Raw genomic sequence first — 13,621 nt, 5'->3', positions numbered from 1 at the left:
TACCATGCCGTTAATCATCGTTGCACTTGGGATCTTAGCATTACTATTTTTGATTATGGGATTAAAACTAAACACATTTATTTCCCTGCTGGTCGTATCGTTCGGCGTGGCACTGGCACTCGGGATGCCGTTCGATAAAGTTGTCAGCTCCATCGAACAAGGAATAGGGGGGACTCTTGGCCACATCGCGCTCATCTTCGGACTCGGTGCGATGCTGGGCAAGCTGATCGCGGATTCAGGAGGCGCACAGCGCATTGCGATGACGCTCGTTAACAAATTCGGTGAAAAAAATATTCAATGGGCTGTTGTCATTGCCTCATTCATTATTGGGATTGCGTTATTTTTTGAAGTAGGACTCGTTCTATTAATTCCCATTGTCTTTGCGATTTCAAGAGAATTGAAGATTTCTATTTTATTTCTCGGAATCCCGATGGTCGCAGCACTATCCGTCACGCACGGTTTTCTGCCGCCGCACCCGGGACCAACGGCGATCGCTGGTGAGTATGGCGCAAACATTGGAGAAGTGCTGCTGTACGGCTTTATCGTTGCTGTTCCGACAGTGCTCATCGCAGGACCGTTATTTACAAAGTTCGCGAAAAAAATCGTTCCTGCATCATTTGAGAAAAACGGCAATATTGCATCACTCGGCACACAAAAAACGTTTAACCTTGAAGAAACACCCGGCTTTGGAATCAGTGTCTTTACTGCAATGCTCCCGATTATCATCATGTCGGTCGCGACCATTATCGACCTGCTTCAAGAAACAATCGGGTTTGCAGATAATGGCGTTTTAGCTTTTATCAGATTGATTGGAAACGCGTCGACTGCTATGATTATTTCGTTATTGGTTGCAGTCTATACAATGGGGATCAAACGCAACATTCCAGTCAAAACTGTGATGGACTCTTGTTCAACTGCCATTTCACAAATCGGCATGATGCTTTTAATCATCGGAGGCGGCGGCGCCTTCAAACAAGTGCTGATCAACGGCGGTGTTGGCGATTATGTAGCAGACTTATTCAAAGGAACGGCATTATCGCCAATCATTCTGGCATGGCTTATCGCAGCGATCCTACGCATTTCTCTAGGTTCAGCCACTGTTGCCGCTCTAAGCACAACGGGTTTGGTCATACCGTTATTGGGGCATTCTGATGTTAACCTGGCGTTAGTCGTGCTCGCAACAGGCGCCGGAAGTGTCATCGCTTCACACGTCAATGACGCCGGCTTCTGGATGTTCAAGGAATACTTCGGATTAAGCATGAAAGAAACATTTGCCACATGGACATTGCTGGAAACCATTATTTCCGTTGCTGGACTGGGATTCATTTTATTGTTAAGTTTAGTTGTATGAAATTAAGAAGGAGCTGTAACACATGTTGAATACGATTGGTGTCATAGGCTTAGGCGTAATGGGAAGCAACATCGCCTTAAACATGGCAAATAAAGGTGAAAACGTCGCTGTCTATAATTACACCAGAGATTTAACGGACCAGCTTGTCCAAAAGCTGGATGGACAATCTCTCAGCCCGTATTACGAGCTAGAGGACTTTGTTCAATCGTTAGAGAAACCAAGAAAAATCTTTTTGATGGTCACAGCGGGTAAACCCGTAGATTCCGTCATCCAATCATTAATGCCTTTGCTTGAAGAAGGCGACGTCATCATGGATGGAGGAAACTCCCACTATGAAGACACAGAAAGAAGATATGACGAGCTGAAGGAAAAAGGGATCGGCTACCTGGGAGTCGGCATTTCCGGCGGTGAAGTCGGCGCATTAACAGGGCCTTCCATCATGCCGGGCGGAGATCGCGACGTCTATGAGAAAGCCGCTCCTATCCTGACAAAAATCGCAGCTCAAGTCGGAGACGACCCTTGCTGTGTCTATATCGGACCAAAAGGAGCAGGGCACTTTACAAAAATGGTGCACAACGGCATTGAGTATGCCGACATGCAGCTGATTGCAGAAGCGTATACGTTTCTGAGAGAAACGCTGCGTCTGCCGCTTGATGAAATTGCATCTATTTTTGAAACATGGAATCAAGGTGAGCTGAAAAGCTATTTAATAGAGATTACAGCTGAGATTTTACGCAAAAAAGACGAAAAAACAGGGCAGCCTCTGATCGATGTCATTCTTGATAAAACCGGCCAAAAAGGAACCGGAAAATGGACGAGCATGCAGGCAATTGATAACGGCATCCCGTCTACGATCATCACAGAGTCCTTGTTCGCCCGCTACTTGTCATCCTTAAAAGAAGAACGCGTAGCGGCTCAAGATGTATTAGCAGGTCCGGAAACGGAAGAAAAACATTTTGATAAAGACACGTGGATTGAATACGTCAGACAGGCTCTTTACATGGGGAAAGTATGCGCCTACGCACAAGGCTTTGCCCAATACAAAATGTCATCTGAGCTTTACGGCTGGAACCTGCCGCTCAAAGACATCGCGTTGATTTTCCGCGGCGGCTGCATCATCCGCGCAGATTTCCTAAACGTGATCAGTGAAGCATTCAGCGAGCAGCCAAACCTGTCAAACCTGATGATTGCGCCTTATTTCTCAGATAAGCTCCAGGCTTATCAAACAGGCATGCGAAAAGTCGTTTGCGAAGGCATCAGCACCGGAAGCTCATTCCCATGCTTAACAACAGCGCTCTCTTATTACGACGGCTACCGCGCAGGGCGTTCCAATGCGAACCTCTTGCAGGCGCAGCGCGATTACTTTGGCGCTCATACGTATGAACGGACTGATATGGACGGCGTTTTCCATACAAATTGGTCTGAATAACCTGTATCAAAAACACGGTCAGTTTCAACTGAACCGTGTTTTTTTCATCTATGTTTTCTTCTCAAACAACAGAAGACATAAGTTATGTTTTAAATCTCATAAACAGTGATACAATAATAGCTAGAAACAATCCCCAAGACCATCATGTGACAGCGGCTTGCTGTTTTGTTCTATTCTGCTTTTGGTCATTGTCCTTTGCTCCTTGCCTATGGTGTCATAAAATGTTCAAATGCCTAAAACGTCCTGGCATTCTCATTTACAAAAGTCCCTGAAAACCTTGTCTAATTGAGAATCAGCCTCTCATCTGTTATAAAAGAAATGCCTAAATCCTACCTGTCACACCTTTAACAAGATGAAAAAAAGTAGGTTATGGCTTGACAAAAAATATATATTAATTAATAATTCATATATAATTAGAATTATTATTGAAAGCGAATATGCTTTCTAATACATTTTTAGGAGGAATATACATTATGTCTTTAATCGGTAAAGAAGTACTTCCATTCGAAGCAAAAGCATTCAAAAACGGTGAATTCATCGATGTAACAAACGAATCTTTGAAAGGCCAATGGAGCGTATTCTGCTTCTACCCAGCAGATTTCTCTTTCGTATGCCCAACTGAGCTTGAAGATCTTCAAAACCAATACGCTGCACTTCAAGAATTAGGTGTTGAAGTATACTCTATCTCTACAGATACTCACTTCGTACACAAAGGCTGGCATGACAGCTCTGAAAAAATCGGCAAAATCACTTACGCAATGATCGGTGACCCATCTCAAACGATCTCTCGCAACTTCGATGTTCTTGACGAAGAATCTGGTCTTGCTGACCGCGGAACATTCATCATCGATCCAGATGGCGTTATCCAAACTGTAGAAATCAATGCGGGCGGTATCGGCCGTGACGCAAGCAATCTGATCAGCAAAGTAAAAGCAGCTCAATACGTTCGTCAAAACCCAGGTGAAGTTTGCCCGGCTAAATGGGAAGAAGGCGGCGAAACTCTTACACCTAGCCTTGATCTAGTAGGTAAAATCTAAGGAGTGCATTCAATTGGTACTTGATGCAAATATCAAAGCACAATTAAATCAATATATGCAGCTAATTGAGAATGACATTGTTCTCAAAGTTAGCGCAGGCGAAGATGACACTTCTAAGGACATGCTGGCTCTCGTTAATGAGCTGGCTTCCATGTCATCGAAAATTTCAGTTGAAAAAGCTGAATTAAACAGAACGCCAAGCTTCAGTGTCAATCGTGTCGGAGAAGACACTGGCGTGACTTTCGCCGGTATCCCTCTGGGCCACGAATTTACATCATTAGTGTTGGCGTTGCTCCAAGTGAGCGGCAGACCGCCTAAGGTAGACCAAAAAGTCATTGATCAGGTGAAGAAGATCAGAGGTGAATACCACTTTGAATCTTATATCAGCCTGACATGCCATAACTGTCCTGATGTTGTACAAGCTTTAAACATGATGAGCGTGCTGAACCCGAACATTACGCACACGATGATTGACGGTGCAGCATACAAAGCAGAAGTTGAAAGCAAAAACATTATGGCAGTGCCGACCGTTTACCTGAATGGCGAATCCTTCGGAAGCGGCCGTATGACGCTTGAAGAAATCCTTGCGAAAATGGGCAGCGGCGCAGATGCATCTGAGTTTGCTGACAAAGAGCCGTTTGACGTTCTTGTTGTCGGAGGCGGACCTGCTGGTGCAAGTGCAGCGATCTACACTGCACGTAAAGGCATCCGCACTGGGGTTGTCGCTGAGCGCTTCGGCGGACAGGTTCTCGACACCATGAGCATCGAAAACTTCATCAGCGTCAAAGCGACGGAAGGACCGAAGCTGGCGGCAAGTCTTGAAGAGCATGTGAAGGAATATGATATTGATGTCATGAACCTTCAGCGTGCGAAACGCCTTGAGAAGAAAGATCTGTTCGAACTTGAACTCGAAAACGGCGCTGTCCTAAAAAGTAAAACAGTGATCCTTTCAACAGGTGCACGCTGGCGCAATGTCAACGTACCTGGTGAACAAGAGTTCAAAAACAAAGGTGTCGCATACTGCCCGCACTGTGATGGGCCATTGTTTGAAGGCAAAGACGTTGCGGTAATCGGCGGCGGAAACTCTGGTATCGAAGCAGCGATTGACCTTGCAGGTATTGTCAATCACGTTACCGTGCTAGAGTTCGCGCCAGAACTGAAAGCAGACGAAGTCCTGCAAAAACGTCTCTACAGCCTGCCAAACGTCACTGTCGTGAAAAATGCACAAACAAAAGAAATCACAGGCGATCAAAGCGTTAACGGCATCACATACACAGACCGCGAAACGGGCGAAGAAAAACACGTTGAACTTCAAGGTGTATTCGTCCAAATAGGTCTCGTGCCAAACACAGAATGGTTAGAAGGAACGGTTGAACGCAACCGCATCGGCGAAATCATTGTCGACAAACACGGCGCAACAAGCGTACCTGGCTTATTTGCTGCCGGCGACTGCACAGACAGTGCGTACAATCAGATTATTATTTCTATGGGATCAGGTGCAACTGCCGCTCTCGGCGCGTTTGATTACCTAATCCGTAACTAATATAAGAAATCCGCTATATTGCCAGATTGGCAGGATAGCGGATTTTTCTTATTTTATAAAAAACCCCAACCGCACTTCAGTATGATTCGGGCCGGCTTCTTATAGTTCTTCGCCATTCGTTTGAATGACATTTTAGTACCACTCAAATGAGTCTTTCTTATATCGCTTCATCTCGCCTGTTGTGAAGAAGACGATATCAATAATGCCCAAGGCGTTTAGCCCAATTTTTGAATGTAAAGAGCTTAGCCTCTTAGACACCCGCCCTACCCTAAAAAGGTGCAAGAGAATCTCTTGCACCCTAATATATTAGAATTTCAAACGTGATTTTACTTATAATAATTATAATTATTAAATGTGGCGATCATATCTTCTTGTGTTCCTTTGTTTCCTCGGTTCGTATTAAAGTATAACGTGCCATCATCAAAATCAACAGATTCTATCTCGAAAAGTGTATAGGCACCGCTGGTAATCCGGAAAGATAAGTTGTTACGGGTGAACAATTCTTTCGAAAAATCAGCTGTTGGAGTTGCTTTTTGTTCTTTAATTAAACCATTTATATCCAAAGGATAAGTTAGTATAATGCTAACATTAGAGGCATTTCCATTTGCATCTGGTTTTGAAAGCGGCACATATAAGGTTCCTTGATAGAAGGAAATCCCTTGCTGGATGTATTTAGAAACATCTTCTATCTTATTATTAACTATAGCTTTCGTATAATTGAGTTTAAAAGTAGCCTCATAATCAAATCGTCCAGTTTTATCATTAAACGTACCAACAAAAAATCTTTTTCCTGATCTAACGATAAATTTATCTGCTCCTACTGAGTATGTAATTCCACTTATAGATAAATTAGAACCCTTATAATTCAGAACATAAGTTTTAGCAACTTTGTATGTTTTCTTTGTTGTATCTACACTGAGTTTTATTATTTTATTTATATATTTAGTTCCATCTGACATTGGAGCAACATAAATGCTTACATTTTTATCACCTGCAGATGCTTTTACGGCTAAATCATTAGCGTGACCTAAATCATAATTAGTACTATTTGTGTCTGAATTTTTAAGTAGTGTAACAGTTCTATTACTCGATGTACTGCTCATTTTAATAGAGAATAATTGAGTTTTTTGAGTTGCACTGTTCAGTTTTGCTGCATAAATAGCATTATTGTTGCGATCCACACACATTCCCTGCATCGCAGTAAAATACCCTGATTTTGATAAAGGTGTATAAGTTGTATACGTGTTAAAGTAACCGGATTGAGCGTATACAGTTGTTGCAGCCAAACTGCTTATAGCTAAGACAACCGCCGTTATTAAGACTCTTGGTTTTCTAAACATCAATACTATCCTCCTGTATTTTATTTCCAAATTATATATTGAAGAGATTTTATCGTCAACGTATTACCCATTTATGCAAATTCGATTTTTTCACCTTATAAACTAAGAAATTGTTTGTTTAACCATTAAATATTGAAAACAAAAAGACCTACCAACGTCTAAGATTTTTAGATGAAAAATGAATATTTTGGTGATTCAATGTAATGAAATTCAGTAATTTATATATATAAGGGTTTAACAGGCGAAACGTCTCTGTTAGTATGGCAACCAAAGGAGAAGGATAAATGATGCAAAGGATAATGAAGCTAACCACAGTAAAATTGGCGGCCTTGGTATTCCTAGTAGGTGCCTTATCCCTCCCGGTTTTACCTATTGCAGCGAATGCTACAGAATCCCAAGCTACATACAATATTGAAAACCTCAATGATAGTGAGCTGAAGATGACGTTCGATCATGCAGATGTTCAGCTTGCTGATGGAAATGCAATATTAAAAGATCATGTAACAGGCGAAGAACAAGTTCTCCCTAAAAGCTCAACTGACAAAAATGGTGTTCCTGTTACACTACAATACGAAAAACTCGTTCATGGCGTTTTAATCAAAGTAGTAAACCAAGACTCTGGACAAACTAGCGGTACAATCAGCACCCAATCAGTTGGAAAATGTATTCTTGGGACTGGCGGCGGTGCGATGACAGGGGCTGCTGCATCTTGCTTCTAATATAGAACTCTTCTTTCATTAACTATGGAAGGTGGTCGACATGTACAAAATCATCATTCCTGCAATACTAGCCATCTTTGCGCTCTGGATACTCTTACAGATTTCCCTGGAGATGAGCATCGTTAAGAATCCAATGAACTACTTTATCGTATTCATTGTCTTTTTCCTCTTTATCAAGATGGTGAAAGAAAAACAATAATAGTTTGCTTTGAACAGGAAACCAGATTTAACATCTGGTTTTTTTGTGTTTCACTTTATTCACTCGTTTCAATTGTCTCTAAAAGCAGTTATGCGGTACTATCATATAAAGGTCCAATGTTTAAAAATAATGTCATACTTTTAAATTCACCTTATCATGCACATGCTCATAAAGAGGGGTTTATTCTAAAAAGGGGATGGACGATTTTGGAAAGCAAGTACCTAGATCTACTCGCGCAAAAATACGATTGTGAAGAAAAAGTGGTAACAGAAATCATTAATTTGAAAGCGATATTGAACCTGCCAAAGGGCACTGAGCATTTTGTCAGTGATTTGCACGGGGAGTATCAGGCATTCCAGCACGTGCTGCGCAATGGTTCAGGACGAGTCAAAGAGAAGATACGCGACATCTTCAGCGGTGTCATTTACGATAGAGAAATCGATGAATTAGCAGCATTGGTCTACTATCCGGAAGACAAACTGAAGTTAATCAAACATGACTTTGATGCGAAAGAAGCGTTAAACGAGTGGTATAAAGAAACGATTCATCGAATGATTAAGCTCGTTTCATATTGCTCCTCCAAGTATACCCGCTCCAAATTGCGCAAAGCACTGCCTGCCCAATTTGCTTATATTACGGAGGAGCTGCTGTACAAAACAGAACAAGCTGGCAACAAGGAGCAATATTACTCCGAAATCATAGATCAGATCATTGAACTTGGCCAAGCCGATAAGCTGATCACCGGCCTTGCTTACAGCGTTCAGCGGCTGGTAGTCGACCATTTGCATGTTGTCGGCGATATTTACGACCGCGGACCGCAGCCGGATAGGATTATGGAAGAACTGATCAACTATCATTCTGTCGATATTCAGTGGGGAAATCACGATGTCCTTTGGATCGGCGCCTATGCCGGTTCCAAAGTGTGCCTGGCCAATATTATCCGCATCTGTGCCCGCTACGACAACCTGGATATTATTGAAGACGTGTACGGCATCAACCTGAGACCGCTGCTGAACCTGGCCGAAAAATATTATGACGATAATCCAGCGTTCCGTCCAAAAGCAGACGACAACAGGCCAGAGGATGAGATTAAGCAAATCACCAAAATCCATCAAGCGATTGCGATGATCCAATTCAAGCTTGAGAGCCCGATTATCAAGAGACGGCCAAACTTTAATATGGAAGAGCGACTGTTATTAGAGAAAATAGATTATGACAAAAACGAAATCACGCTGAACGGAAAAACATATCAACTGGAAAACACCTGCTTTGCGACGATTAATCCGGAGCAGCCAGATCAGCTATTAGAAGAAGAAGCAGAAGTCATAGACAAGCTGCTATTCTCTGTCCAGCATTCCGAAAAGCTGGGCCGCCATATGAATTTTATGATGAAAAAAGGCAGCCTTTATTTAAAATATAACGGCAACCTGTTAATTCACGGCTGTATTCCTGTCGATGAAAACGGCAATATGGAAACGATGATGATTGAGGATAAACCGTATGCGGGCCGTGAGCTGCTCGATGTATTTGAACGATTCTTACGGGAAGCGTTTGCCCACCCGGAAGAAACCGATGACCTGGCGACAGATATGGCCTGGTATTTATGGACAGGCGAATACTCCTCTCTCTTCGGAAAACGCGCCATGACGACATTTGAACGATATTTCATTAAAGAAAAGGAAACACATAAAGAAAAGAAAAACCCGTATTATTATTTGCGCGAAGACGAGGCAACCTGCCGAAACATCCTGGCAGAATTCGGCCTCAATCCAGATCACGGCCATATCATCAACGGCCATACACCTGTAAAAGAAATCGAAGGAGAAGACCCAATCAAAGCAAACGGAAAAATGATCGTCATCGACGGCGGCTTCTCCAAAGCCTACCAATCCACAACAGGTATCGCCGGCTACACGCTGCTATACAACTCCTACGGCATGCAGCTCGTCGCCCATAAACACTTCAACTCCAAGGCAGAAGTCCTAAGCACCGGAACCGACGTCTTAACGGTGAAACGATTAGTGGACAAAGAGCTTGAGCGGAAGAAAGTGAAGGAAACGAATGTGGGTGAAGAACTGTTGCAGGAAGTAGCGATTTTGGAGAGTTTGCGGGAGTATCGGTATATGAAGTGAGGAATATTTAGGGTTCAGAGATGATTTTCTCTGGGCTCTTTTTTGCGTTTTCCAGATCTATTTAGTGCGACACCTTCTTAAAAATAAACCATTTCCAATAAATGTATATAAATATGAACTAAAGAAGAATGGAGGCAATGGATGGGTATCCAAAACAAGGAATATCTTGATGGATTCGTTTATTTATAGAATAAGTAAAAAGAGAAGCGGTTTTTATCCGCCTCTTACAATCCGAAGTATTCTCTTCTAATTCGTTAAGATGTATGTTGCCCTACCTCATCAAAAATATCGAGTAGTTCTGTATATGTATTTAAATCATTTCCAATCTGATTCCAAAAAGAGGAGTCAACAAGTACAAAGTTAGTATCATCCATATCAAAAAATTTTGCAGGTATTTTATGTTTTTATTTTATTTTAGCTTTATTTACAAACACCATTATGTTGTGGGATATTCACTTATTAGTACTCCTACTGCAATTTTCCATATCATGTTTTTATCTCCAAAATAATATTTTTTATTATAAAAAGCTTACGAATAGAGAGGGGCCATTAAGGCTAAGGAGCGTATTTATAAACTCGTTTTTATTAATGAACTTCATAGAATCATTATAACTGATTATTTACATCTACATCGTAAATCAATGATTCTCTTAGAAACCACTTTAGAATTTCGTACATTTTATTCCAGTTGATATCAATCTCGTATTGTTCAAGAAATCGCGGTATATTACCAATCAACAAATTCCAATTACCAATGTATTCTCTATCTGATACTCTAGCAAACATTGCATTATGTATTATCTTTAAGTGGGACATTCTGATTTCATCCAAGTTATAAAGAGAATATAAATCTACAAACGGTAAACAGGAATGCCACCCATCAGAGTATCTTGATACTTCAAGATATCCGATTTGGTTTTCATGTATATACTCTATGTCTGCTTCATGAATACATCCATGTTTAAATGGGATATAGCTGTCTTCTTCTTTTACTTGCTTTAGTATTTCTATTCCTTTTTCAGTAATCATTTCCTCAATTTCTTCATCATCAATCAGCCCGAATATTTTGTAACCATAGTAATCTATAGCGTCAAGAACACGATTAAAGTACTTACTTCGCAATGGATTTAGTATATCTCTGTATTCAATGGTTTTTCCATAATTATGATATGAAAGCATTTTATATATTCTTTGATCAACGTGCTTAACATCAAGGCAATTTATTTTCTCGGGTGTTAAATCGAATATATCTACCGGAAAATCACTATCATTAAATGCACCAATTTGACCTAATTTATTTATAAGTGAATCATCTTTCAGATTTATATAGCTTCCAAGTAGATGCCTAATCCCTTTTTCACTTTGATTCATTACTTTTCTTAGTATTTCAATCGACTTTAAATCTTCTAAAAAACCAAATTTCTCAAACACTGTTAATGCACTATCTAGAGTATAAACACTGTAATCTTTTCGATTGTAATACATTGCCCACACTCGATTAACTGAATAAATATCAATCTGTCTCTTTTCATGATTGGCTAACCTTATAAAGGATTGTGCATACTCTACTGTTTCAAAAGATCCATTTGGAGCACTATTCCTTATAATGTCGCTCAAAGATTTACCATAAAAGAAATTCTTTTCTCCTAATTCACCTATCTCATTGAGTTGGTATTTAACAGATGATAGTATCCTGGCTGACCATCTACCTCTAATACCATTCTCTTCGACAATTTTCCTTAATCGATATGTTGCTATGTTTTCATCGTTATTCAAGAATTCATCTAGTATTTTATAATAGATATCCTCTTTATCTTGGTGAACCCAGACTTTTACCATATGTCTTATTAAGATATCTTGTTTACCAAATTCGAATATATCATTTTCTTGTAACTTTTCTAATGTTTCTTTGTAGTTCGGCTTTTCTTTCCGTTTTTCAAAGTAGCAATGTTCATCATTCAATTTCTCATATAGTTCATTTATTTGATTTGGATCATACATTCTATCTGCTAAATACCTTTTATATGATGCTTCGTCCTTCAACTTTAAAAGGATAAAAATATTCCATAAAACACCAGTACTAAATATCTCTTCCTCTATAGTTAAATGATCATTCATATATATAAGAATTTGATACACCAAACCATCATATCCAATTAAGTCATTACGATTAGCCATTTGATAAACCAAAGCAAATGAATAATAATGATATAGATCTAGTACTCCTTCTCGTTGCTCTAATAACTTCTGTAGCTGGTTGTAAAATGAGGTTATTGAATTATAATCTAAAGTTCTTTCAAGTAGAGCTGAAAAATTATCAACCTCGCTATACATCCATAATAGTTCATTATAGAAATCTTCACTAAGTTCAAATGAAGACAATCTTGACATGAAATTAATATCTCCATTCAATAAACTACTCTGTACAAACTGATTCACTCTGCCTTTTAATTCTGGATAACTTTCTAGTTGATACCTCAAGTATGTATTAAAACTATCATGAATTAAAGAAATCCTATTCATTGTCCTTTTAAACAAGTATGGATGTACTTCAATAAAGTCCATGATTGCGTCTACCACGAAAGATTCGTTAAGAATAGTTCTAAGCTCGGATTCTGTGAAGAAACTATTGTTTGTTGCAAAAATAGATAATAATGACTTTGGATTAGCTTTTTCAAGCAAAATACTATAATATTGATTTAAGTTTTCAATCTCAAGCCCAATATTAATCTCTTTATGCATTATATAATGTTCAGCAATAAAATAAGTGATTATCGGATAACCATCGGTAACTTCGTAGATTTCCTTAACAACTCTGTATTCATAGATGTTGTAAGCCATAGCCAAATATAATGCAGTTTCGTCAAAACTCCAATTTATCAATTCCATAGGTTGCCAACTAACTTTAGCTAAAAGTGGTCTTGATAAAACAACCAAACGAGCTTCTTTCAATGAATTAATAAAATCTATGTATAGTTGAAGCTCTTTCGGATTATAATTTTCAACATGATCTAGACCATCAATAATCAATATTTTTTCTTGTCTAATAATTTCTTGAATCAGTTCTTCGATGGTGTAACTCCTTGGAGAATTGAAAATTCCTAGTGCCACATCATTTAAAAACGTATCAAATTGCAACCGTTTCATAAGTCGTTCATCTTGAGATCCAGTCCAAAACCTATACACTATTGCATCATTATATTTTTGAATCAACTCTTCGACATAATGGCTTTTGCCTACACCTGGCTTACCATATATCCATAAAATACCTTTCTCCACGCTTTCTAATGGTTCTCGAATTAAGATTGTTCTGTCATTTAAGTCTAAAGACATTCTTATCATTTTTGGTAGTTCCTCTTCATTTATCACAAAGTTTGAGGAAGTTATCAAAGAAAATGCGAACTGAATTATCTGAATTTCTCTACTTTCAGTACTAAACATCTCATCAAGTAAATCTTGTACATCAAATGGAGTTAGTGGTATTATCACAATTCCGTTTACTTTTTTTGCTGGAAAACCCATGAACTCTGAATCTGTATCAATCTGATCAGTATTAATTATTACAATATTATTCTCATCTTGATTGTAGTCATTAGAGTTTCCTTTGATTCGAACACTGTCTTTGGTAATAACAATGTCATCCAATGTAGTACTAGGGTAATTTTTTACTTGAATTCTATAATTCTCATCAGCCTCTATATATAAATCATCAAAGTTTCCACTAATAATCGTTTCCGATTCAATTTTTTTGATTTTCCTTTCAACATCCATCTTTGCTACAAACAGCGTAAATATGTAGTGTTGAAATGTGTAACCTTTAAGTGCATTTCGTGCAACTTGCCCCATAACTTCCCTCCTCTATTCATCAATA

The 13,621-nt window shown here is 39.3% G+C and carries 9 protein-coding genes and 2 pseudogenes; 7 read left to right on the top strand and 4 right to left on the bottom strand.

The window, feature by feature from the left end:
• Window positions 1-4: 4 nt before the first annotated feature.
• The 4 genes from gntP (at window position 5) to ahpF (ending at window position 5,360) form a co-directional block, all read left to right on the top strand.
• Window positions 5-1,351 carry a gluconate permease GntP gene (gene gntP, locus QA442_RS01185; protein WP_014666059.1) on the top strand — a complete coding sequence of 449 codons (1,347 nt, stop codon included), beginning with the start codon at window positions 5-7 and terminating at the stop codon, window positions 1,349-1,351.
• Between the two features lie 22 nt (window positions 1,352-1,373).
• Window positions 1,374-2,780: a decarboxylating NADP(+)-dependent phosphogluconate dehydrogenase gene (gnd, locus tag QA442_RS01180; RefSeq protein WP_095431003.1), complete on the top strand. Its 1,407-nt coding sequence runs from the start codon at window positions 1,374-1,376 to the stop codon at window positions 2,778-2,780.
• Between the two features lie 473 nt (window positions 2,781-3,253).
• Window positions 3,254-3,817 (top strand): alkyl hydroperoxide reductase subunit C, encoded by a 564-nt coding sequence (ahpC, locus tag QA442_RS01175; RefSeq protein WP_014666061.1) that lies wholly within the window; start codon window positions 3,254-3,256, stop codon window positions 3,815-3,817.
• 13 nt (window positions 3,818-3,830) lie between these two features.
• Complete coding sequence (gene ahpF / locus QA442_RS01170) at window positions 3,831-5,360, top strand: alkyl hydroperoxide reductase subunit F (RefSeq protein ID WP_095431002.1); 1,530 nt, start codon at window positions 3,831-3,833, stop codon at window positions 5,358-5,360.
• 132 nt (window positions 5,361-5,492) lie between these two features.
• On the opposite strand, the pseudogene QA442_RS22170 reads toward ahpF, so the two are convergent.
• Window positions 5,493-5,585, bottom strand: a pseudogene (locus QA442_RS22170) (hypothetical protein); the annotation flags it as partial.
• 101 nt (window positions 5,586-5,686) lie between these two features.
• Window positions 5,687-6,703, bottom strand: a complete 1,017-nt coding sequence (locus QA442_RS01165; RefSeq protein WP_095431001.1) for a hypothetical protein — start codon at window positions 6,701-6,703, stop codon at window positions 5,687-5,689.
• A 284-nt stretch (window positions 6,704-6,987) separates the two neighbouring features.
• Here QA442_RS01165 and QA442_RS01160 point away from each other — a divergent pair.
• From QA442_RS01160 to fbp, 3 genes and pseudogenes are all read left to right on the top strand, one after another.
• A pseudogene (locus QA442_RS01160) lies at window positions 6,988-7,398 on the top strand (Pathogenicity island protein); the annotation flags it as partial.
• A 61-nt stretch (window positions 7,399-7,459) separates the two neighbouring features.
• Complete coding sequence (locus QA442_RS01155; protein ID WP_279473461.1) at window positions 7,460-7,618, top strand: hypothetical protein; 159 nt, start codon at window positions 7,460-7,462, stop codon at window positions 7,616-7,618.
• Window positions 7,619-7,824: 206 nt separating this feature from the next.
• Entirely contained in the window at window positions 7,825-9,750 is a 1,926-nt protein-coding gene (gene fbp, locus QA442_RS01150) for a fructose-1,6-bisphosphatase (protein ID WP_014478521.1), read from the top strand.
• A gap of 254 nt (window positions 9,751-10,004) precedes the next feature.
• On the opposite strand, the gene QA442_RS01145 is transcribed toward fbp, so the two are convergent.
• Together QA442_RS01145 and QA442_RS01140 are read right to left on the bottom strand one after the other, a co-directional pair.
• Window positions 10,005-10,124, bottom strand: a complete 120-nt coding sequence (locus QA442_RS01145; RefSeq protein ID WP_083252772.1) for a TdeIII family type II restriction endonuclease — start codon at window positions 10,122-10,124, stop codon at window positions 10,005-10,007.
• A gap of 232 nt (window positions 10,125-10,356) precedes the next feature.
• Window positions 10,357-13,596 (bottom strand): hypothetical protein, encoded by a 3,240-nt coding sequence (locus tag QA442_RS01140; protein ID WP_279473460.1) that lies wholly within the window; start codon window positions 13,594-13,596, stop codon window positions 10,357-10,359.
• Between the last annotated feature and the right edge of the window lie 25 nt (window positions 13,597-13,621).

This window comes from Bacillus stercoris (assembly GCF_029772985.1).
GTDB classification, from domain to species: domain Bacteria; phylum Bacillota; class Bacilli; order Bacillales; family Bacillaceae; genus Bacillus; species Bacillus stercoris.
Note: the sequence above shows the minus strand (reverse complement) of the source record. Positions and strands in the feature narration are given on the sequence as shown.